The organism is Prolixibacteraceae bacterium (genome assembly GCA_019856515.1).
GTDB classification, from domain to species: domain Bacteria; phylum Bacteroidota; class Bacteroidia; order Bacteroidales; family Prolixibacteraceae; genus Halosquirtibacter; species Halosquirtibacter xylanolyticus.
The window spans coordinates 100264-124838 of sequence record CP082230.1 but is presented as its reverse complement, the minus strand read 5'-3'; the positions used below and the strand labels follow the sequence as shown (position 1 = coordinate 124838).

Below are 24575 nucleotides of genomic sequence, written 5' to 3'. Positions count from 1 at the left end.
TTCATTGAAATTAGAACCTATTTTTTGCAATACATATTATTTTATGTTCTTTTGCACACACATGGAAAATATATTGAACCCTCTTAACACATCGTGGACTATATGGGCACTTACGGCTTTATGTGCTTTTATCACAGGTTTAAGCAAAAGTGGATTGAAAGGATTTGCAATGGTCACCATTCCAATTCTAGCATTTCTTTATGGAGCCAAAGTCTCAGTGGCAATCTTAATGCCATTTCTCATCTTTGGAGATCTATTTGCAATCATTTCATACCGACAAAAAGTCCCTTGGCACTATATTAAGAACTTCTTCCCTTGGGCTATACTAGGAATCATTCTAGCAGCAATTTTTGGCAACCATATTAATGACATCCAGTTTAAATATACCATGGGGATTGCTGTATTAGTTTGTCTATGTCTTGTTTTATGGAAAGAGCTTCGACCACAAAGTAAATTAGAGCTCAACAAAGGGATCTTTTCTTATGCAGTTGGGATTGCAGGAGGTTTTGCAACAATGATAGGCAATGCCGCTGGTCCTATTTTCAACCTCTACCTAATTACGCTAAAGCTTCCCAAAAGAACTTTTGTATTTACAGGAGCATGCTTCTATCTCACATTAAATACTCTCAAAATCCCACTCCATGTATTTTACTGGCATACTTTATCTTGGGATACACTAAAATTAAACTTTGTATTGCTTCCATTCCTCTTGATAGGTGGTTTTACCGGGAAATATATTATTAAATTCATCCCAGAGAAAGTATACAGAACATTTATTCTTGTTGTAACATTTATCTCTGCAATTATGCTATTCTTATAATACTAGGCAGACTTATAGTCAAGCAATTATTGTGATTCGAGAAAATCAAAAACACCACGATTTAATAGCATTAATAATATCAAAAAAAGAGAACGTAGTTCCTTTTTTCCTCATGTAGATAAAATAGAATCTACAAAATATTAGCTCTTCATGCTATTCGAACTCTTATTCTTGGCTCTCTTAATTGGATATCAATCCGACGCTCTCTCTATTGTTTACAATGACACACATATATCAAATTAACATTAGATTTAGACCTGTATCCCATACCCCTCCGATATCAATTATTTAAACACAGCACTATATTAATTGAATATAAATAATTCCATTTTAACTTATAAAGAATAACTTTCTCACATATCAAATCAAGATAGATAATTTAGGGTCAACACAAAACCCAAACAGACATAATCAACTAATTATCAACTAGCAACAAACTAGAACATGATCATCAGCGTTAAAATATAGAATCAACGTTAAAATTGATTTCTTATTAACAGTTTATCACTCTAGCACCGCAAAGAAAGGCACAACACCAACCCATTTATGGTTTTTTACTTTCATTTTATATATTTGTCGGTTGGGAAATAAGTGAAAATTGCAACAATTATTAATCTCTATACTATATGTTTGACACAATTGAAAAAATGATCAGCCAATTTGATGGCTTTATTACATTGTACCTATTAATTCCAGTACTACTACTTGCGGGGTTATATTTCACATTTAAAACAAAGTTTGTTCAGTTTACGAACTTTCGTGAAATGTTTAGATTGCTAACAGAAGGGAATAACGAAAAAGGGGGAATTTCGTCTTTCCAAGCATTTACAATTAGTTTGGCTAGTCGCGTAGGAACAGGTAATCTAGCAGGAGTAGCATTAGCAGTAGCTGCAGGGGGACCAGGGGCTGTTTTTTGGATGTGGTTAATCGCACTGTTAGGATCGGCTTCAGCATTTATTGAAAGCACCTTAGCACAGGTCTATAAAGTTGAAGATAAAGAAGCAGGCGCATTTAAAGGAGGGCCAGCTTACTATATGGAGCAAGCTCTAAAGAATAGAAAACTTGGAATTGCATTTGCCATCCTTATCACCATCTGCTATGGATTTGTTTTTAATGCAGTACAATCAGATACTATTTCAGCTGCTTTTAATAAATCTTTTTCAACAAATCCCGAGATAATGGGGATTATACTTGTAATTCTAACGGGGGCAATTATTTTCGGTGGTGTGAAAAGAATTGCGAAAGCAACGAATGCGATTGTGCCTATCATGGCTATCTCTTATATAATGGTTGCACTATATATCATTATTACAAACATCTCATTAATACCACACCTCTTCAAGACAATTCTAGATGGCGCATTTGGTATTAACCAAGCTGCTGCAGGAGCTCTAGGTGCAGCAGTCACTCAAGGAATCAAAAGAGGACTATTCTCAAATGAGGCAGGTATGGGATCTGCTCCTAATGCAGCGGCGGCTGCAACCGTTAGTCATCCAGCAAAACAAGGCCTAATTCAAGCATTAGGTGTATTCACGGATACTTTAGTTATTTGTAGCTCTACGGCTTTTATGATTCTTATCTCAGGGGTTCATACATCAAGTAGCAATGATGGTATTCAGTTAACACAAGAAGCTATGATTACAATGGTGGGACCATGGGGTAGTATCTTTATCGCGGTATGTATTTTCCTTTTTGCTTTCAGCTCTATTATTGGTAATTACTACTACGGTGAGTCAAATATCAAATTTATCACCGAAAAGAAAAAATACCTTCAACTATATAGAGTTCTAGTTTTAGGGATGGTTATTTTTGGTGCACTAGCAAGCTCTTCATTAGTTTGGAATCTTGCCGATATATTTATGGTATTTATGGCACTTCTTAACTTATTTGCGATAATCCAATTAGCACCTATTGCAATTAGAGTATTAAAAAACTATACTCAACAGAGAAAAAAAGGCAAGAATCCTGTATTTAAGGCTAAGGATGTTGGTCTTGACAATGAAACACAATGTTGGAATTAATTCCAATAAGATATAACAACAAAGCACTCTTTCCATGTTTGAAAGAGTGCTTTGTTGTTTCACCACTCCTTTTAATCCACTAAAGTAGAACGAAATACCCTAAACATTACAATCAAGAACTAAACATCTGTTTCATTATTCAATTTCACAAGTAAATATATCAGATTGAAAGTTGCACAATAAAATAATTACCAACAGAAAATTTATTGCTATTCATACATTCTATTTAAGAAAAAGAAATATATCTTTAATGTCCCAAAAAAAGCAAAACTAGTCATTGTCTATCCGTATTCCATACAGGTAATTATTTAACTCGGAACATATATTATTGATTGACTTAAACAATGAGATACGAAGAAGCAAGTACTAAATTTGATCTAAAATATACTCCATGGGATGTTGAGAGTATGAAACAGGCCTTAGATAAGTATACACGATTGATTGCTACTGGTGAAGCATTCGAAGATGACTATTGTGTGGCGCATTTCACGCTCGATCTTAATCTCCTATCAGATGAACTTAAGATTTATCACAAAGATTTTATCCAAGGACTCACTGAAAATAAACAATGTCACACTGGAGAGCATCAATTCTATCAAATTGCTGTGGAGATCCCTGGACTGAAAGAGTCCATTATCTCGTCCTGTAGAGCAATGGTTCAATATGCTAGAGACAGGAATGATTCATCCCGAATGTGGCTTACATGTGAAATGCCTTTTGGAATTGAACCTCTTTACCTTACAGCAACCAAATACCCAGAATATGGATACCTACTAGCAAGCTTTTTGATATCTAATTGGGATACAGAACATATGTATGAACCTATTGGTTATCTTCGCATGTGGAGTGAACCAATTGGAATAACAGAAGATACAATTAAAGCATTTTGTTATTGTGACAACAACCTAGCAAGAGAAGAGATGCTTGGGTTTACAACCTGGGATGGGGGTGGAGAGGAATATGTTGGAGAGACCAATTTTGATCTCATTAATCATTTCAGAAAAGATAATAGTGCATTCTATAGCTTTAGAAACACACTGATATCAAGATATAAGGACATGGCTATTCTTATAGATGATGAAAATCAGAATCGTTATAATCCAATAAAACAGATCATTATTGAGATTATGTACCCAACCTCTCCTTATGATGTATGGGATGATGATTTTGATTTAGATCAGTGGCTGATTCAAACATTTATTGATTCCTCTGCAGAGAAAGAAATTGAAGACAGTACCTTATATATAGAAAAAGTACTAAAGCAGAAGATCACCACCCTTTTCACTACAAAGAAAGAGGTTGAGCTAGACTCTGTAAACCCAACAGAAGAAGAATCCGAAGAGGAAGGAGTAAAAAAATGGCATGATCTATTTCTTAAGATTTATCCTAATGGTGCACGACTTTGGTCTTACGTACAAGAAGGACAACACAAAGAAATACTTGAGACAATAGAATCCATTGATATCGTTAAAAAGGCAAAAGAGACAAAGGCTCTTTATTATGAAGAATTTAAAGAAGCTTGTAGCTACAAAACACCTATACAAGACGAATTAAGCAGCTTTTTTAGGGAGTATTACAAAGCTAGAAAAGAAGGAGATCATACTGAGACAGAATTATTAAATGAAATCACTCGTATATATGATGTAATTCATAGAAGTTTAGGCTACCCAATAGTTAGCGATGATCTTAGATATTACTTTTCTCGTACTATCAAGGTAATGAATCGTCATCAAATTATAATTCGTTACCCACAACATTGGACCAATGAATTACCTCACCTAATTGGGTCACTTGATTGCAAACATGGAAGTAACTCTAACAACTTAAAAGTTCTTAATAGACTTCACTCTATCATTCAAGAGAATAGAGAAGAAGCTTCAACCATTATTCTAGATTATTATAATGATAGCGAACTAAGAGACCGAGCATCTAGTAGAAGAAGTCAAAAAGATGTATCAAAGATAGCCTTAACGGTAGTTGCATTAGCAATAATGTATTTTGATCAAGAACGCAAAGTGAAAGACAAGCTTACAAATGCATCCTATAAATTTACTGAAGAGCATTTGAAAAGAATACTCATAGAAGAGATATATAGTGAAACTCAATTCCCGTCATCTTATGAGATTGAGCAGTATAGTGCTGAAAAGGTTTTCGATGATCAACTTAAAAAAGGGAGACAAGCTGTCATACTAGAAGATATTTTGATGTGGAAGAAGGTACTCAACTTCTTGAATACAGAACATATCTTAGACGCTGATGCAAACTTCAAGCATTGTCTATATATTTTAAAAACAAAGCTAAAATATGATGATCGAATAGATATCGCTGAAGATCAACGAAATTACGACCTATACTCTTTTAAGGAAGAAGTTGCACCTTTGATTGTCACGGCTTGGCTGACCCAACAAATAAAGAGTGCTCCTCATAAAGAATTTATGAAACGTTGGTTGAAATTATCCTTTCAGATTGCCCCATTGCGAACTGCAGGTATTATTGAAACCTTAAACCCTTCATTAAAAAAACCAGAGCAGTTTGAATCCTATATTCAAGCAGTGGACTCCATGAAAACAATGGGGTTGACAGATGAAGCTTATTGGGCATATCAATTAGAGTCTTTACACAAACAATTGGTGGATAGGGATCTTGATATTAAATCATTAGACAAAGAGCCCAAATATGTACAACAATATATTCAATTGATCAGGCTACACATTGATTCCTTAGATGACATCACAGAACCGAGCAATCCAATTGGTTTAGTAGCTAATCACCTAACCAATTTGAAGGTTAATTTAAACAATGGTATCCGAAAATATATTGAACGAAATAGTCATTCATCGTTTGTATTTCGTGCAATGGAGGTATTTGGAATAAAAGCACCTTATCAAAATAAACTAGACTCATTAGCAATAGAAAAAATAAAGAGAGATCTTTACGATACCATCTGTGGCCCAGAAAAGTACTACGAAAGCTACTTAAATAAATTTGGTATCGAGAATAGCATTCAAAAATATTATACTGGAGATCCTAATTTTATATCAAGCCTTAATGAAATTCAAACTTCTGAATTAACAGATCAGCAATATGAATCCCTAAAGAGGCAGTATTATACACACAAATCAGGATGGGTCCAAACAGCAATTGTACTAAGAGAGAATAAAGGAAGATCACTCTATAATGCTGATGTACTCAATTATCTTGCTGAAGCTGTTAAAAGAGGAGAATCTTTTGTGGTTAGTTCTCTTACTGTACTATATGTTGCCCCATGTAATGAACAACACCTACAGGCAATAACAGCATACGAAGGATTAGACTTTAATAATACAATTATGAGCTTCATTGATGCTTATTTTTTCGAGAATAAACCGTTCTCTTTTATTGAAAAACTACTAGATTTTTCTTTTTGGAATAATGGTTTATACTGTGGTATTACAAATTACTCTGAATTCTCTTTAGCAAATACTTTTCTTCACCTTAGTCCTAAAATTCAAGAACAGATATTAAATATCATCTGTACACTTCACATGGAAGATGTAGATGAGTTATACCGTTGTAATCAAACAGAAGGACGAAAGAAAATCTCATCTATCATGTATGAGAATGATATGAATCCGAAGATGCAATTTAGGTTTAACGTATTTTCCATGAATAGGCCAGGCCTAGTAGCATTAGCTGAAAAACATGACTGTAGCAATTGGATTAAAGAATGTAATATTGACAATACCATATATGCACTAAAATGTTTGTCTTATATGCCCAAACATCATGCACTTCTATGTGAATTACAAAATCATCCGTCATTGAAGATAAAACGAGCTGCGAAGAGTCTCATTAATGCCTATAAGATTAATGAAGCAGATCTCGCTCTTTACCATATCATTGACTACGGCACATATAAAATGTGTAAGGAGGAGAAAGTTGTTGATAGAAAAGAAAATGTAACACGAGAAGCAAATGCCCCTGTTTGTATTAAACAAACCACAACCATTAAAGCTACACATAACAGTTACATGGGACTCAGATTCACGTCACTACACCCTGCAAAAATGGGAAAAGTGTGCGAACACAGGGTAACCATAACACACCCAGCTAGAAACAAGGATGGAGTTGTTGAAATGATTCAGTCTGGATGGAACCAAAATGGCTACAATGACAGTGCGATATTTCTAGGATGGTTCTTCGACCCTTCTGAAGAGATATTAGAAGGAACTTACCATTTAGCCGCTTTCGATTTAAATGGCAAACTACTTGTAGAGAAACAAATTGAAGTAAAAAAATAGTAAATTAGGGTAGGAATAATCTCCTACCCTAAATATAATTTATTTTTGTACCACTGATGGCAATTTCCATGTACCGTCTAATACTGACTCTTTTGGCCAATACATCCTAAACAAAATCTTAAACTCTTTTTGTGGTGCAGGAATCCAATTATATTCTGCTACCCCTTTGGGCTTCTTGAATGACATATATAGATCTAAACTACCATCTTTATTATATTTTAATGGCATATTGCTACCCGAAGCATATCTATTTTCACTATTTTTCTCCAAATATCCTTCTATATTATATGTTGTAATTGACCAAAAAGCTCCAACGTCAGGTTCACCACCTTTATCAAAATGAATAACATATACCTTTCCGCCATCTAATGATTTCATATCAGAGTCTAGTTGGGTTACACCATACACAGCATCTTCAACTAAATTTGCTCCTAATCCCCACATTGCCCAATAAGCTCTTTTTTTATAATTATCACCCCATACTCCCATCTCTGTTGTATCAAATATCCATGGCTTCTTTTGAGATGACCCTTTGTAGAAAGCTTCTAAATATATCTTTTGTTGAGCAACGAGGCCATCAGTAAGAACTTTTTTTGATGTAGAAGATAGTTGATCAAACGATAATGTTTTACCTCGTTCAACACCAAATTTACCAAGCAACTTAACCATCTCTGTATCAAATGAAAAAGTTTGATTATTAGCAAACATTTTCAGAAATAGATCGTAGTACTCTTTTGCACTCATCTTAAGAGTATATGGAACAGGCTTACGAACCTTTAACGCTGAGTATTGTGCTTTCCAAGTTTTAAATGGATTTTCACCACCATTATACTCTTGATATGTCATAACAACATATTTATCTTGTAACATTGCTGCTTTTTTTGCATCATCATCGTTGTCTGCCTGAATACGCCCAGTTATCCAAACCATATTGGTAGGACATACAATCTTCTCAAAGCCACTTGGGGTATCCCCTTTAAACGAATCATTAACAAGAAAATACTTCTTTGGACCTTGACCTGTTGTTCTTGATCCAATACTTTTGAATGTATTCGTCCAAGCATCAATAAGAGGCATAACAAAATAACGTTCACCCATATCAGGAAAAGTAAAGATCACAGGACCTTTACTAAGGTCTATCCATCCAACAGTATACAACGTATTACGGTTACCCAATACAACAGCTTTATTCTTCGGTTGTGCTAGTTGTTTAAATTTGATCAAACAGTTTGGTTTCTGTTTTGGTCGTAAAGGGTTATCTAACATTAAATCTTGACTAAGCCCCATAATTACTAGAGGATAGGTATAGTCATACACCTCAATAGCATCATCTACATCCACAGTTTTATCTGAATTCTTCTTCATTTTACCACCACAAGAAGAGAGAAATACGATACAAATTGAAATAAGTAATGCAATATTTAATCGCTTTTTCATAACGTTTAAAATTTAAATATAAATACTTTAGAATGCTTGAGTAAAACGTAGGTAAACCCCATGAGACCCTTCTTTACCATAACCAAAGTCTGCATTGATATCTGTTCTAGATTTTAGAATACGAGCCCTAAAACCAATACCACCAGCTACATTCACATATTCAAATTTATCATTGTCTTCTGTTACAGAGTGAGCATTGATAAAACCAGTTAAACCAAACCATTTCTTTACATTAATTCGGTATTCAGCTTCAGCGTACAACAGTTTTTCTCCAAGATATCGGCCTGCAGTATAACCACGACCTGATGTATACCAATCATCACCTCCAATACGTGGCAAGCTAAAATATGGAGTATCTCCAAACGTTAAATTTGCCATCCCCCAAAAAGCTAAAACCTGACGCTTATTTTCACATAACGGGATATGATACCTTGCATCAATTAATAGACTCTGAAAATCACTTGTACTACCTAACCACTCACCATAATAGGTATATGCTACATTGACATAAGCTCCTTCATATGTAGAGTTTACATTATCTCTTGAATCAAGTAAAAAATTCACTCCAATACCAGAAGCAACCGAATGATCACCCGTTCCATAGTTATAATCTCCAAAAGGAGTATAATAATACTTCTGCTGAAGTGCAACTGCATTTGACGGATCGTATTCTGCTTCAAAACCAGAATAATTAATTCCCTCAGTTACCCAGAACTCATCTAATCCATCATTAAACTCTTTGTCGATTGCATCACTAGCTGTCGTTGCATCAGGGCTGCTAGATATAATATTCTGAATATCCACCGCATCTTCATCTTCAATTTGATATTTCCAATCTAATGAATAGTTTACTCCAATATATATATTCTCTTTAATCTTCTTATAAGCTCTTAAAACAACTTTAAATGTCTTTGGCTCTACAATTGTTTTCCAATCTTCAGGGTTATCACCTCCAACACCATAAGTACTTTGTGGAGCCATCGCCCACATCAAGGAACTAAAAATGTAATAATCATTATTATTGGTATATAAATTTGAGTTAAGACGGAAAGTCTGTTGATTATTCAATGTATAGGTATAAGACGGAACAAAATTCGAAAATCTTGTCGTAGATGAATCCCCAAACTTAGTAGACAAATTTCCTCCAACACCAAGAATTAGACTCGTAAAAGGATTATACGCTACTACAGGAAGAAAAACAGAATAAACTTTCTTATTCTTTGCCTCTTCTTGCTTCTTTTTCACTTCATCATTTTTACCCTCTTTAAGCATCTTTTCCATCTTCTTTTTCTTGAATCCATCAAGCAAAGTGAAATTATCAGGATTTAATTTCGGATCAGACCATTTATCAACCTGTCCAAAACTTAAGTTCACAAAGAAAATGGCAATAACAGTTGTAATAAGAAAACGTTTCATAAGCATGATTTTTATTAAACTTTTAATCACATGTACCCACATTGGTGACACCTCATCACCCAATTAGAGAAAGAGGCCTGCACTCTACCTATGAAACAGGACTTCATTAATAAAGTTCAATTTTACTATATATCAACCAATTACAAAAAACCACATAAACTAAATAGCTTATGTGGCTCATATATTTATCGATGATGGGATTATAGAATCACTTCCATTCTTCTAGAAGTGGCTCAGCATTTAGATAGCTCTTTAATACATAGCGAATATATCTAACATCCACAGAGATCTGACGACTTAGCTCTGGTAAATATTGATAGTCAGACACAACACCAGTTTTAACTCTATCAAAGTTTAACCCGACTAATTCTCCATTAGAATTTAGTACTGGACTTCCTGAATTTCCTCCAGTTGTGTGTACATCAGTAATAAAGCATGTAGGAATGTCGTAATCATTGCTTGAAATATTTTCCACGAATGTATCTGGTAAAGAATAGTTTAATGAATCCGATTTATATTTATCAAAGAGAGTTCTAATAGTGCTCTTGTAGTCATAGGCAACATGATGCAGGTTGTATCCTTTTACTTTTCCAAAGGCAATTCTTAAACTTCGGTTAGCATCAGGTGCAAGAGGTTTATTTTGAAACATTTCCTTTATCGATTGAACATATAGCCTATGATACTTCCCGTATTTACGTCTTATCTTTACCCTCTGTCCATAAACTTTGTCTCTATTCAGAAGATAAAAGTTGATACTTAAATCAAACAAAGGATCTTTTTGCAGTTTCTCCACATCCTCCTTTTGATAATGCTTAATGAAATTATTAATCTTCTTTTCATTAGTGAACAATGATTTCTTCATCAAGTGTTTCACATATTTGTTGATTTGCCCTTTATACTCAGCCTCCGCCTTCACTAATGATAGTGGTTTATTATCAACCCCTACATTCTGGCTAAAAAGAATCAAACTAGAAGATAAAAGTTCTTTTTCTACCTCTAATTCATAAGAATCATAGAAATCAGCAACTATTTTTTTTAATCTAACTAGTTCTTTATCTAACCTTTTTTGATTCACGCTCTTTCTTGAACAAATGGCATTAAGCATATCAAATTTAGCAACAAATGAAATAAGGTTAGCACTCCCAATACCTGCTTCCATAACATAAGTATTCACTTTCTCCAAGCTATCTAATTGACCACAATAGTAACGAATACTCGGAAGTACTTTGCCATATTTGCTCTTTCTGATTTCAGATGCATTTACCCATTTCTCATAGCGATCTTCAAAATCTCTCTTCATAGCAACTAGATCATATTGATCAATGCCATATATTTCACCTTGCCAACGTAATAATTTATTTGACATTTGACTGTAGTAGCTTTGGTATTTTAACCATGTCGTACTCTTCTCAGCCATTTTCTTTTCTAAAACAGAGACTTTCGCTTTACGTATAGCGACAGCATGATGATTAGTGATATGAACTAATTGATCTATTGCTTTTGCCGTTAAAAACTTTTTTGTATTTGCAGGAAAACCATAAACCATTGTAAAATCACCTTCGTCAACACCTCCTTCTGACAAATGTATGTAGTTTGGAGAAACAATTGGTTGATTATTCACTGAATAGTTCTGTGAACTGTTTTCATTCTCACCATACACCCTTAAAATACAGAAGTCCGCAGAATTTCTTGGCCAATTCCAATTATCTTTTTCTCCTCCAAATTTACCTATAGACACTGGAGGCATTGCGACAATCCGTACGTCTGAATAAACTTGATATACCTCTAAATAATACTGTGCTCCACTAAAATATGGTTTAATAACTGAACGATACCTCCCATTTTCATTGGCTTGAGCAACCATTTCTTTTCCTCTCTTTTGGATAAGTTTCTGGATTGCATTGTGAGACAATGTGTCACATCCACTTAAAATTCTAGATGTTACATCCTCCATTCGTACCAGTCTTGAAAGGGTTAATCCTTCAGCTGGCAGCTCTTCATTTGGTGTTTTAGCATAAAATCCTTCCTTTAAATAGTTTTTTGTTATTGAACTATGTTTTTGTAGGTAAGATACAGCACAATGGTGATTAGTCAAAACCAAACCTCTATCTCCAATAAACGATCCCGTTGCTGAAAAACCTAAAGGATTGCGCTTAGTTCCAAGCCCAACAATTGCATCATTAAGGCTTTTCTCTCCGACACGATATATCTGCTCTCCAGAAAGATGAAGCCCCATAGAAGTCATCTTCTGTAAAACATCTGACTTTAATTGTGCAGGAATCCACATTCCTTCATCTCCTATTGCATTAAAAGTAATATTTATAAAACAGAAGAATAGTATTATTTTTTTGGTCATAGTAGTCTTTATTTACTTCAGTAAGTATACGAATACAACTTTAAATTATTTACACAGGTTTCTTTTGTGTAATCTAAATCTCCGTTAGTAAGAAAGATAAAAACGAATAATGTTTTTCTAGTTTTCCACTACTCTTAGAAGCTTTCCTAATAACATCTTTTTTTATGTCAGAAAGCTCATATAGAATGTCTGCAATAACAACATTTGCAAAAAGATCCCCTTGCTTCAACTTATACTCATTCAACTCGTTTAAAAGCTGCTTCACATATACCACCTGAAGGTTCTGAATCCAAAATTTTCGTTCGTCTTTCTTTGACAACTGAAACAAAGTATTTGTTATTTGATCAAGATATTCTCCTACAGAAAAAGGCTTATCCATCATCTGAGAACAGCTAAAAAGTCGATACAACACAGCTCTATCAACTAACCCTTTCAAACACTTTTCTTGCCCCTTTACAATCTCACGATGCATGTTACCTAAATGATTCGTAATCTTCTCATCATTACTCCATTCGTAATAAGTCAATAACTGATTCATTATAAAATCTAACGCTGCCTTTTGATCCACTTTACTAACGGGATGATATAACTCTGGATAATGATGAGTTCTTTCATGGAATTCATACACTCCACCAATCATTGTAGTGGCATGCTTCAGATACTGTCCATACTGCTTCATTACGGCATCATACATTTCACGAAAGTAATCCAGTGAATGATTCGATGCATTCGTCCATTCATATAAATTGTCTAAAATCACTTTAATGTTACTGACACCATACTCTGATGCTTTCACAATATCGTCTCCTAATGCCTCAGTCTGTGCAGCGGGATCGAGACATCCATCCCCCATCCCATTTTTGGTCTTGAAAAGATACATATCATCTTCGGCATGTGCCGTAATCCAATCAGATAGTATCTCTACTTCATCCTGTGTCGATGCTACATCATATATAGGCTTATATCCCCACTTAATAGAGAAAATATCATATAATCCTAAAATTGGAGGAGTAAGTGAAACACCGTGATCTTTCGGTTGTGCCACATAATTATTTCGTGCATAATCCATGATAGAAGCAGCTGTTCCATAAGTAGCTGTAAAAGTCGGAGAACGCAATGAATCGACAGGATAACCAAAAGAAGCACGATAGTTGTGCTTTAGTCCTAAAGCATGTCCTATTTCATGTGCTGCAGCATAGCGAATCAGATCTCCCATCACTTTCTCTTCAACATGTTCCATGTCACAACGTATAGAAGGATCATTTGCAGCAGTTTGCACAAATCGCCATTTATATAGTTTAGAAAAAACGCCATGATACCATAATATATTACCCTGAAGAATCTCTCCAGATCTAGGATCAACCCATGCATTCCCCATAGCATTTGCTTTGTCTGAAACAACATATCTAAAGCATGATTTGGTAATATCACTCATTTCATAAGGACCAACATGTTTTGGATAGTCTTTAGCTACAATCGCATCTTTAAACCCAATTTTTTCGAAAGCAATTTGCCAGTCTTCAATCCCAAGTTTAATATATTTTCGCCACTTCTCAGGAAATGCACTATCAACATAGAACACAATCTGCTTCTTTGGAACCACCAATTCACCTTGTTTATAAGCTTCGATATCCGCCCCCTTTGGTTCGATTCTCCAGCGTTTTATATATCCAAAATTACGTCCCCCCAATGTCTCCGAAGACAACTCTTCTTTCTTCACATCGTAATAACCGATTTTATCACTAGATAAACGTGGTCTCATCATATCTTTATCTAGCAGTAAAAATGAGCGATGAAGACGACAACTAAAAGGTTCCTTTCTTCCTGAGAAGTGCATCTCTGTTACCAACTCAATATTCTGATCATAATTACGTATATCCAATGTACTTGTTAAAGTTGGGATTAACCTCCCTGGGGCAGCTCTCCCTCCAAAAGGAGAAATTATTGGTAGAGGATTATGTACAAATTTTGTTACATCAATAACATAACACTCCGTTGATCTATCGTATGTCTTATATCTAAATGATTCTAAGATTGTTCCTTGTCTATTGAGCTTAAACGACGGATATATCGGATCATCAACATCAATCATATTCGTTACATCCTGTTGTTGTAAAATGAGCATCTTATCTTTAAGATCCCATTTTACAACAATAGGATTGTGTCTCATCTGCCCAGCTGCAATCATACGATTAGAACTCACACTCTCTACACGACATGCCATTAAAATTGGGACACCAAATAATTTCTTAGGCACTTCTAATAATAGTTTATCCCCATTCTTTTTTATGGTCATAAACGATCGGCTTACTTCTTCTTTCTGACGCTCTTGTGTTTGAGTCGTTGAATACCCCTCTACTGAAAGGATAAATAACATAAATAGAATTAGAGATCGCACTTTCAACATATATTTTAATTGTTGCAAAATAATTAAACATCTCATTACAAAGAGAAGAACTCCTTGTAATGAGATAAAAAAGAATTAATATCTGTTTATATACTTGATACGTATTGTATAAGTATCACCATCTTTCTCAATATAATACTTAGGATCAATATTTAATCCTGCATCCGCACAGGTGAATTTAACATCTACAATAATCTCTTTTGTAGCAGTATTATATGTTCCAACAGATCTTTCCACCTCAACTAAGACAGTATTTACATTGGTAGAATTTTCAATATTTCCGACAGTATTACGAGAATCCTCATACCAGAAATAATGACTTTCCGTTGATCCATTGTGATCCACAGTTGTTTTAGCTTTCCAATCTACCCCCTCTTTTAAGGTATAAACTTTTAGTGTTTGCTGTGGAATAATTACAGCCCCTTCAGGGCTACGTGCATCTTTTGACGCAAAACGGAACCATCCTTTAGTAGAGCGGAAAGGTGCCTTCTGATAAGTTGCTTCATTCGAAAAGAATCTAGCTAGACCTAAGAGATCGCCACATTGATATTCATACCTTTCCTGCTCTTGGATATCAATACCTTTTCCTCCCAACTCTTTCTTAAATTGATTCACAACCTCTTCAAATTGGTTGCTATCTCTTCCAGAAACATGTAAATAGGTCTCTCCAGAAAGAGTAGACCAACCTGAAGTTGAACTATTGTAATAATATCGTTTTAAGAAATATGCGTCCGCATCCACTATATACTTGGTATCCGATGTGTTCCAACTCGCATATAAATAATCAAACTGGTTGGCATCATTAAACCATGAAGAAAAATCAACCTGAGGATCTACTGCTCTAAGAGTTAACTTATTGTCACTTGCCTTTATAGCATAATCTGTTACAACAGGAGCTGCGAATGAAATAACAGAGGACTTATCCATCCCCACAACACTATTGTTCTTAAAATGCACCGTAAAATTTGCAGAGACATTCCCTGCAGGAATAGTAATCTGATTTGCAGTTATTCCCTCCACAACATAATCAGTACCTTCCACTAATGTTCCTGAAATCTCAAAAGGAATAGTGATATCACTAGCCAAAGATTTGCTCAAACCAACTGAGATCACATGTTCTTCTTCTAAATATAGGTTCGTTAGAACTGAAGTCGTTGCAAAAGACACCTCAGGAGCATCAGATGCAGGAGTTTGATTGTCCTCAATTGTAATCTCTACCGCAGTAGGTGTGCCTATCTGATATATTGCAGAAGGGGCAACTTCAATCTTAACGACTTTGTTTGCCTCAATAGTTGACACATTAATTGGGTTAACAAATAGTTTAACAGAACTTTGATTTGCAGGAATCACTACACTTTCTGGTAATGTTTGATAATTTACACCAGCAATTGCTGTCCCTGATACTTGAAGTTTTACTTCTAATGGAGTATTAACTGTTATATTAGATTTAACAGTCACTACCAATGCAGATGTTGCATTCTCAGCAATTGTAGTTTCTGTTGTTTCTAATGATATTTGAGGAATTATTTGCACTTCCTCTTTTTTACATGAAAAGAATAATACTATGGCACTAACTAGCCACAATAGTTTAAATTGATTAAGCTTCATTATCAATAAAATTAAATGGTTTTATATTACGTTATACTGAGAACTCTAATATCCGGGATTTTGTATCATATAAGGATTATAATTCATTGCATCTTTAGGGATAGGAAGAATGAATAAATTGCTTGGATAAGACATATTTACATTCCTTAGTGCATTACAATCTACTCTATTTAGATTACGTCCCTGCCTTACAATATCAAAAAAGAGATGGCCCTCAAAGCACAATTCTCGTCGACGCTCATTAAAAATATCTTCCTTCAAAAGAGTTCCAGATAATTGGGTGGGTAAAGCTTCAGGGTTAGCTCTCTGCTTTATTCGATCAAGATCTGATCGCGCTTGGACTTCATTTGGAGATGGTAAGTTCATCGATGCTTCTGCTCGTATAAGATATAATTCGGCTAAACGAATAATTGGAGTATAGTGATCTTTATCACCTGCAAACTCTACCCACTTCTTAGTAAGAGTTTTTTCCATTTGAATGCCAAACAAAGAACCTCTAATATCTTTCTGATCGAACAACTGTCTTATATCCTCACTTGGAGTTAAATAAATTTGTGTTCGATTATCTTTTATCCCAATTCTATCAGAAACTGGTGCAGCAATATTACGTCCATTATTGTCCATTATAAAGATATCTTCTCTTGTTTCCATATTATTCTCATAATAAGAAGGTACCTCGTTTTGATCTAACAAAATGTAAGCTCCACTGTTTATCACTTTATTTGCATATTCAATGGCCTTGTTCCAATCTTGCTTATACAAATAGATTCTTGCTAATAAAGCCTGAGCAGCAGCTTTTGAGAAATATCCCTTAAGGTTCCTAGCATTATCAGAATTTAAGGGAGTACCTAGGTTCGACTCTGCATATAAAAGATCCCAAATGATAGATTCATAATTATCGTATAGCAAACCTCTTAAAGCATATTCGTCATACTTTAAGTTCTTTTCTAAGTATGCAATTCCAATATGTTGTGCATTAGCTGTATAGCCATAAGGTTGTGCAAAAAGACGTGCTAAATCGAAATGAGCAAGAGCTCGTATTGCCTTAGCTTCAGCTAACGCTTGCACCTTCTGTTTTTCAGTACCATCTGTTACTGAATTAATGCTATTAATAATGTTATTTGCAGCATTTATTACAGCATAAATTGAGGCATATATATCACTAGAGTAGTCATCATCTCCTGCCACTTGATGAGAGAACTCATAAGAAGGAATATAATTAAATGAAAATGGCGATTGATTTGTTAAGTCATTCACATTCAAATTTCCACCTTTTATTCCTGGTAACACCATCATTTGACAACCATAGTAAGAAAAATCTCCCATTAAATAGTAGGTTCCATTTAATGCTTCAGCCACACCTCCTATAGTACTAAAAATTTCATCGTTTGAAACCTTTGTATCGTCATCGACATCTAAGAAACTAGAACAACTAGTTAAAAAGCATAGGACTACAGAAGCCATCCAAGTCGTAATCTGTTTATAGTTTATTGTTTTCATAACTCACTTATAATTATAGTCCTATATTTAATTGAAAAGCAAAAGTTCTCGACTGAGGAAATGGGTAACGATACTCTTCAATACCATTCCGACCTTCTGGAGTTTTTTCTTTATACCATGTAAAAACATTTGTAACATTCACTCCAACAGATGCATTATTCAAATATATTGACTCACAAAAACGACTAGGAATCTGATAGTTGAGAGAGATAGAACGCAATGAAATATTGGTCATATCATACATAAATTGGTCACTATAAGCATTAAAAGAAATGTTTTGATCCAATCGTGGGACATCAGTAATATCACCAGGCTTTTGCCAACGATCCACCATATTCACACTCTTATTATATAGATGGAAGGTCTTGGGATTCATCATATCTCTTGACGGATATGGCATCATTTTATCTGCACCATACTCGTAGGTTAACATAAAACTGAAACTGAATCCTTTATAACTAAAACTATTCGAAAAACCGCCAATAAAGTCTGGGCTACTTTGTCCAATAATCACTTTTTGTGTCGGGTCACCAGATATAAGGCTATAGTCATCTGTTGCAGTACCATCTTTTAAATACCACATCGGATCACCAGTTTGAGAATTTACTCCTGCATATTTGCTTCCCATAATAATAGAGGTTGATTCCCCGACGATTAATCCTGTATTGCCTTGAATAAGTTGATCCTCATATTGGGTTAATTCATCTAAGCGATTACGATTTAATCCTATATTAAAATTAGATGTCCACTTAATACTTCCTAAAGAAATATTATTTGCCTTTAAGGTCATATCCACCCCATAATTAGTCAAATTAGCACTATTGACAGGAATAGAAGTCCATCCTGTCTCAGGAGCAACTTTTAAAGACATAATTCCATCTTTTGTCTTATTATTATAGTAATCAATATCTATCCCGAACTTCTTAAAGACCTTCATGGACAGTGCCAAGTTAAACTTATAAGTCTTTTGCCATCCTAAATCGGGATTTGGAGGCGTATTAGGAGTTGCGACTAGATTTCCATTATAATCAGACGAAGTGTTGTAGCTGTAAATACCATTCGCAGAATATGAACCTACTCTTGCATTTCCAAGCTTTCCATAAGAGGTTTTTATCTTCAAAAAGTTGATGATCTCGTTTTCTCTCCAAAAATTCTCTTTGGAGACAATCCACGAACCACCTAAAGACATAAAATTCTCTTGCTTTTTATCTCCACCAAAATAGGACGAAGCATCGCTTCGATAGCTTATAGAAAGGAAGTATTTTTTTGCAAAGTCATAGTTTAAACGTCCATAATAGGATAAATTTGCGGATTGACTAGTAGTACCACTTGCTTTCGTATCTTCATCACTTGATCCAGTACCAGGAATCGTTATTTTCTCAGTAATAAGGTTCTCTTGCGTAACAGTCAAACCATTTCTATCGTCTTTAGACAGCTGCATCCCGATAGAACCGGTAAGAGTATGACGCAAATAGCTTCCATTATACTCGATCTGATTGTAATTAACCCAATTGAAATCTTCCAGACGACTTTCTTTTATGAAGCCATTTTTTTTTCTCCCCCTACCATTTTCTTTCGAATAAAAGGTATAGTTTTTGGTTTGAGTGTAATCAATCCCCAATAGAGATGAAGCGCTCCAATTCTTAGAAATCTTTGCCTTTAAATTCAAACTATTGTTAGAATAAAATTTCTTTGAATTATTCGTATTTTGTTCAATATCAGCTAATGGATTGGCATATGTATCCATTTGTGTATAATTACCATTCTCATCATAAGGAGAGATATTCGGTTTATAAGCATATGTCGCAAAACCACTATACTTATCTGTTTTAAAAGATGAAAGTCCTCCATTATAGATTAATGTAATATTATCTGTAAGCTTCTGAGTTAAACTGAGTCGCATCGTGGTAGATTGAAAATCATTCCCCTTTGTTGTTGTTTCATTACTATTATAGCCTAGGGATAACCTAAATGTTGAACGATTTCCTCCTCCTGAAATGCCAACATTGGTACGACGAGACATCGCATTCTGTTGTGTCAGGGCCTGCCAATCAGTGTAAACATCAGTTGGACCAACTAAACTAGGAATATCTTCTTCCGCATAGCCACTATTGCGGTAAAATTCATGACACAGTTCCGCATACTGTTCCGTATTAAGATACTGTATTTTATCAATCGGTGTAGAGTACAACATCTTCTGTGAAAAGGTAACCTTAGTTTGTCCTTTGACTCCTTTTTTCGTCGTGATGATTATCACACCGTTTGCTGCATTTGCACCATATATTGCCGCTGCTGAGGCATCCTTAAGAATTGATACCGACTCAATATCTTCAGGATTAATTAGGGCTAGTGGATTGATCACAACATCTTCGTTTTGCCCAGTTCCGCTATCATTATTTGGGTTTAATGCCTCAACAAGTGGTACCCCATCCAAGATATACAAAGGCTCACTAGAGGCTGTAAAAGTTGAACCAGTCCCTGGTAGAGAATTATTCCCTCGAATACGAACTTTAACAGGACTTGTTGGATCACCGCTATCAGACTCAATTTGCACACCTGCTACTTGTCCTTCAAGCATCTGATCAACACTCTGTGCATTACTGAACTGAAGAAGTTCTTTTGATTTAACTTGCTCAACTGAACCTACAATAGACTCTTTTGATTTAACACTACCATATCCCATCACAACCACTTCATCAATTTTTTGCTTTTGTGATTTTAATCGGACCGTTTTTATTTCACTACCTTGGGCTGCAACAAATTGTGTTTCAAAAGCTAGATAAGAGAAAATCAATGTGGATTCTTTTTGTTTTAACCGCAATGTGTAATTCCCATCTAGGTCAGTCACAACGCCATTTGACGTTCCTTTTTCAATTACGGTTACTCCTGGCATAGGTAACCCCTTCCCTGCTTCAATAACGTGTCCCTTGACCAACCGTCCTTGTGCCCAAGCTGAACATGTTATAAAAAATGACAATAAAATTAAAATGATAGGCTTCATTTATGTTGGTTTTGATTACTCTTTATTATTCTGTTATCTTATTAAATTTAAATGGGTTAATTACATTTTCTTTCTCTCCAGTGGTATAAACAAGAGAAAGTTCTGGCTGATTAATCCACTCATTAATTAAGGCTGGTTCAATTGTATTTTTGACATAATAGATCGATAAAGTGGCTTTTTCATCATATCTTGCCACCATCGCAACTGTTGTTAAATATCTCTTTCCTAAATGATTCGCAAGTAGTTGAAACATCTGTTCATTCTTAGGAAATTCCAACACATCAAATTGTACAACTCCTATTTCCTCTTTATTAAATGATTTGTACTTATTAAATGTGGCCTTATAGTTCTTAAATGTTCTCTTCATTAATCCTTTCCCATTAATAGGTACTGAAGAAGTTGTTATATGTGCAACTTTAAACTTACCATCATCCACTGAATGAAATAAATCTTTAACCTGATTCTCACTCAGTTTAGGACTACAAAAAGCCAATAAACGAATCTCAGTATCAAACTGAGTCTCGAGCTGATAAATACCTTTATCTTTCAGACCTTTGGCCATGTCTTTAAGATCCTCTTTGTCGATATACTTCGACAATCGAAGTTTATACACTACCAAATCTTCATCAAGCTTTGGTTTTTGAACAAATTGTTTACTTCTTGCATAAAGCATCTTTCTTATCTGTACAGCCTTTAGCTTAGTGGTATCATAACTAATTATTGCTGTTCTATCTTTTATGTACGTATCAACACCTGTAATACCTTTCACTTCCTTCATTTGTCGCACAAATCCCATGGAGCTGCTAAAACACTTCAAGTGTGACAAGTGATCAATCCTTACAGTTTTAGAATTATTAATTTCATCTTGACTTCCCCATTGTTTCGAAACAGTTGGCAGGTCATAAAGGCTTCCCAGAATCACGCCTGTAAAGAATAGAGCAATAACAATAACCGCAGGCAACCATTGCATCTTCAACTTATCATTAAAGGTCAAGGCACCAGGCTTTGGACATGAAGAGACACAATCTCCACATATATTACAATCAGGATGTTTTACGACACTTAAATCGGCAACATCAATACCTTGTGGACAAGTTCTTGAACATAGACCACAGTCAATACATATGTTGGTATGCCTCGTTATTTTCAACACCGATTTTACTGTCGTTTTTAACCTATATATCTCAACCACATATCCAACAATACATATCACAGCAACAACATAAGAGATATCAACGCCCAGTTCAAAGAAGTAAACTGTAATCAAAATCAACATGACACTTACTACGCCGATCCAATACTTGAAAATATTTGATATTGCTCCCAAAGGACATAAGTACTTACACCAGAACAGTCGATACATCAATGAACCTAATACCATTAATAAAATGGAGATTGTTGCAAAAAGATAGTTTACTCTGTGACCAAACATCGTTATTGATGCATAAAACGGATCATATTGCTTGCAAAATAACTCGCCTGTTTTCAACGTAATGGTTATTGTAAAAAATAACAGTACATACTTTAGCGCACGTAATAGTTTATCAGGAACTCCATTAATATCTCTACGCAAATTGTATTTGTCTCCAATTCGTCCAATCCATTCAGAAACAGTTCCAATTGGACATAAATAACTACAATAAAGTTTTCCGAGAATGAATATCATTACAATAAATAACACTCCCATTACCATCTGAGTAAAAGTCATATTACATGCAATTATACCATCCTGCATTAAAGTCAAGATTGACTGTATTCCTCCCATTGGACAATAAGATTCAAAATCGACTTCTTTCCATCCCACCTGCTGTAAAATGAAGAAAACTAAAATTGCACCTAATATTAAGAGTTGAATTCCCTTTCTTATTTTACTACCTTTTCTCTTACTCATAATGATTTGACAATTATTTATTACATCGAGAACAAATATTACGATATAACACACAATCATCGTTTCATATAGTCATATGAAACCTCACAATCAGAGAACAAGACAAAAAAACATGTCATATTAAACTAAAAATCAACAATATGCACAACTAACTAGAATTATTCCAAAGAACAAGCAGAAATGATCTTACTGTACGATTTTATACCTTTACGAATCAACACTACACATAAATCAAAAGAAGACACATAGATCTTCTTTTAAACTAACAGAACAAATCACAAATTACTTACAAATAAACACTTCAATGGAATGCAAAAATAGACCAAAGAGTAACCAATCGAACATTGATAATAATTCCATGTCTATTTCTCCATCAATATATATCACGTCGTTTTTAAATAACGCTTATTAAAGTATCTGTGACAAAAATAATTGCATATAACTAACTTGTCAATCACAACAAAAGGTGAAAATCAATTCTTGAAGAAAAATTTATTTTGATCTAGCAATCAAAACCTTACTATGATATAATAACAGATATCGACAAACATCAATATTTTTTAACTAAAAAGATAACTACTTATTGTGAGTAGGGCAACAAACAATTAATGACTTAAGAAGTTATAATACTCTAGGAAATATGGGAATGGACAACGAATTCGCTATAACCACTCACAACAAACAAGTCCTTGATACTCCACAAAAGACTCATTTTAATCAAAATATTTCGATCATATAACTTAAGATACTACAAATAAGTTCGAATATATTCTGTTGGAGTCACATCATTAAATTGTTTAAAAACACGATTAAATGATGATTTTGAATTGAAACCACATTCAAAGGCCAATTGTAGAAGTGAGTATTCCTCATGTTTATTATCTTGTATCAAGGAGATAAAATGAGATATTCGATATTTATTAATATAGTCCGAATAACTACAATTACCAATTCTATTAATAGCATTAGATATGAGATGCTCCTGAATTCCTATTAAAGAAGCTAGTTTTCGTAAGGTGAGATCCCCATCAAGATAATACTGTTGTTCCAAAACGATATTACTTAACTTTTGATATAGTAGAACCATCTCCTCACTGATCGTCTCATCTTCACGAGATTTAACTTCATTATCAATAACCAAACCAAAAGGATGTGCAAACACAAAAGCATACCTAGTATATAAATAGATTAGGCCAATAACTGATAATGTAATGAGTATATTTACAATCATTGTTAAATCAATAAATAATGAGCCAAAATAATTTCCGAATAGCTTAATTGCACAAACTAAGGTTAAAAGAGATAGAAAACCCATTCCCATGGAACTTATCCACTGAAGTCCCATACGATCTATTTTTTTTCCCTTAGTTTGTTCGATTCTTTGACGAACTAATATATTACTTGTTATTACATAAATGAATATTACACTAAACTTGAATCCCTCGCCAATCATAGCATATATATTATGGGAATGATCACATGCCCCCTCTTCTAAACAATCTAAATATCCTAACTTGGTCATTACAATCTTGTAAGTTACAAGCATGAATAAGGGTAATAAATGCCACAAAACATTTAAGTTCAAATGAATACTTGGATTCAGAAAACTTAATGTATAGAAATAGAATATCACGCCATGAAGTATATAACTCGAACAACATAATTCATAAATCCAATGATAGTCTGAGAATAGATTATGCGATGATAAAAAGAAAGTTATTAGAGACAATGATGTCAGGCACATCCATCCAATAAAAATCCAGTCAGACAATTGTTTAGTCGATTGTTTTAATAAAGAGGCACATAGAAAAAAAATAACTACTAAGCCGATAACAAAC

General features: G+C 34.4%; 12 protein-coding genes. 3 read left to right on the top strand and 9 right to left on the bottom strand.

Annotated elements, in window-relative coordinates:
- Window positions 1–61: 61 nt before the first annotated feature.
- The 3 genes from K5X82_00425 to K5X82_00415 all read left to right on the top strand — a co-directional run bounded on the left by K5X82_00425 (window position 62) and on the right by K5X82_00415 (window position 7121).
- Entirely contained in the window at window positions 62–820 is a 759-nt protein-coding gene (locus K5X82_00425) for a sulfite exporter TauE/SafE family protein (GenBank protein QZT37373.1), read from the top strand.
- A gap of 626 nt (window positions 821–1446) precedes the next feature.
- On the top strand, window positions 1447–2841 hold the full coding sequence (locus tag K5X82_00420; GenBank protein QZT37372.1) for an alanine:cation symporter family protein: 1395 nt from the start codon (window positions 1447–1449) through the stop codon (window positions 2839–2841).
- Window positions 2842–3185: 344 nt separating this feature from the next.
- Window positions 3186–7121 (top strand): DUF3859 domain-containing protein, encoded by a 3936-nt coding sequence (locus K5X82_00415; GenBank protein QZT37371.1) that lies wholly within the window; start codon window positions 3186–3188, stop codon window positions 7119–7121.
- Window positions 7122–7160: 39 nt separating this feature from the next.
- Here K5X82_00415 and K5X82_00410 read toward each other — a convergent pair whose 3' ends face one another.
- The 9 genes from K5X82_00410 to K5X82_00370 form a co-directional block, all read right to left on the bottom strand.
- Window positions 7161–8558, bottom strand: coding sequence for a DUF1254 domain-containing protein (locus tag K5X82_00410; protein ID QZT37370.1), 1398 nt, complete (start codon window positions 8556–8558; stop codon window positions 7161–7163).
- Between the two features lie 27 nt (window positions 8559–8585).
- The gene (locus tag K5X82_00405; GenBank protein QZT37369.1) at window positions 8586–9974 is read right to left on the bottom strand and encodes a BamA/TamA family outer membrane protein; all 1389 of its coding nucleotides are present in this window, start codon (window positions 9972–9974) and stop codon (window positions 8586–8588) included.
- 208 nt (window positions 9975–10182) lie between these two features.
- Window positions 10183–12330, bottom strand: coding sequence for a S46 family peptidase (locus tag K5X82_00400; protein ID QZT37368.1), 2148 nt, complete (start codon window positions 12328–12330; stop codon window positions 10183–10185).
- A gap of 73 nt (window positions 12331–12403) precedes the next feature.
- On the bottom strand, window positions 12404–14737 hold the full coding sequence (locus K5X82_00395) for a zinc-dependent metalloprotease (protein QZT37367.1): 2334 nt from the start codon (window positions 14735–14737) through the stop codon (window positions 12404–12406).
- 75 nt (window positions 14738–14812) lie between these two features.
- On the bottom strand, window positions 14813–16345 hold the full coding sequence (locus tag K5X82_00390; GenBank protein QZT37366.1) for a hypothetical protein: 1533 nt from the start codon (window positions 16343–16345) through the stop codon (window positions 14813–14815).
- A 45-nt stretch (window positions 16346–16390) separates the two neighbouring features.
- Window positions 16391–17845: a RagB/SusD family nutrient uptake outer membrane protein gene (locus K5X82_00385; GenBank protein QZT37365.1), complete on the bottom strand. Its 1455-nt coding sequence runs from the start codon at window positions 17843–17845 to the stop codon at window positions 16391–16393.
- Window positions 17846–17858: 13 nt separating this feature from the next.
- Complete coding sequence (locus tag K5X82_00380; GenBank protein ID QZT37364.1) at window positions 17859–20846, bottom strand: SusC/RagA family TonB-linked outer membrane protein; 2988 nt, start codon at window positions 20844–20846, stop codon at window positions 17859–17861.
- Window positions 20847–20871: 25 nt separating this feature from the next.
- Entirely contained in the window at window positions 20872–22737 is a 1866-nt protein-coding gene (locus tag K5X82_00375) for a 4Fe-4S binding protein (protein QZT37363.1), read from the bottom strand.
- A gap of 748 nt (window positions 22738–23485) precedes the next feature.
- The gene (locus K5X82_00370) at window positions 23486–24283 is read right to left on the bottom strand and encodes an AraC family transcriptional regulator (protein ID QZT37362.1); all 798 of its coding nucleotides are present in this window, start codon (window positions 24281–24283) and stop codon (window positions 23486–23488) included.
- Window positions 24284–24575: the final 292 nt, after the last annotated feature.

Coding starts and splice junctions, on each gene's coding strand:
- K5X82_00425 (QZT37373.1), top strand. CDS start 62: ATGGAAAATATATTGAACCCTCTTAACACATCGTGGACTATATGGGCA.
- K5X82_00420 (QZT37372.1), top strand. CDS start 1,447: ATGTTTGACACAATTGAAAAAATGATCAGCCAATTTGATGGCTTTATT.
- K5X82_00415 (QZT37371.1), top strand. CDS start 3,186: ATGAGATACGAAGAAGCAAGTACTAAATTTGATCTAAAATATACTCCA.
- K5X82_00410 (QZT37370.1), bottom strand. CDS start 8,558: ATGAAAAAGCGATTAAATATTGCATTACTTATTTCAATTTGTATCGTA.
- K5X82_00405 (QZT37369.1), bottom strand. CDS start 9,974: ATGAAACGTTTTCTTATTACAACTGTTATTGCCATTTTCTTTGTGAAC.
- K5X82_00400 (QZT37368.1), bottom strand. CDS start 12,330: ATGACCAAAAAAATAATACTATTCTTCTGTTTTATAAATATTACTTTT.
- K5X82_00395 (QZT37367.1), bottom strand. CDS start 14,737: ATGTTGAAAGTGCGATCTCTAATTCTATTTATGTTATTTATCCTTTCA.
- K5X82_00390 (QZT37366.1), bottom strand. CDS start 16,345: ATGAAGCTTAATCAATTTAAACTATTGTGGCTAGTTAGTGCCATAGTA.
- K5X82_00385 (QZT37365.1), bottom strand. CDS start 17,845: ATGAAAACAATAAACTATAAACAGATTACGACTTGGATGGCTTCTGTA.
- K5X82_00380 (QZT37364.1), bottom strand. CDS start 20,846: ATGAAGCCTATCATTTTAATTTTATTGTCATTTTTTATAACATGTTCA.
- K5X82_00375 (QZT37363.1), bottom strand. CDS start 22,737: ATGAGTAAGAGAAAAGGTAGTAAAATAAGAAAGGGAATTCAACTCTTA.
- K5X82_00370 (QZT37362.1), bottom strand. CDS start 24,283: ATGCTTGTAACTTACAAGATTGTAATGACCAAGTTAGGATATTTAGAT.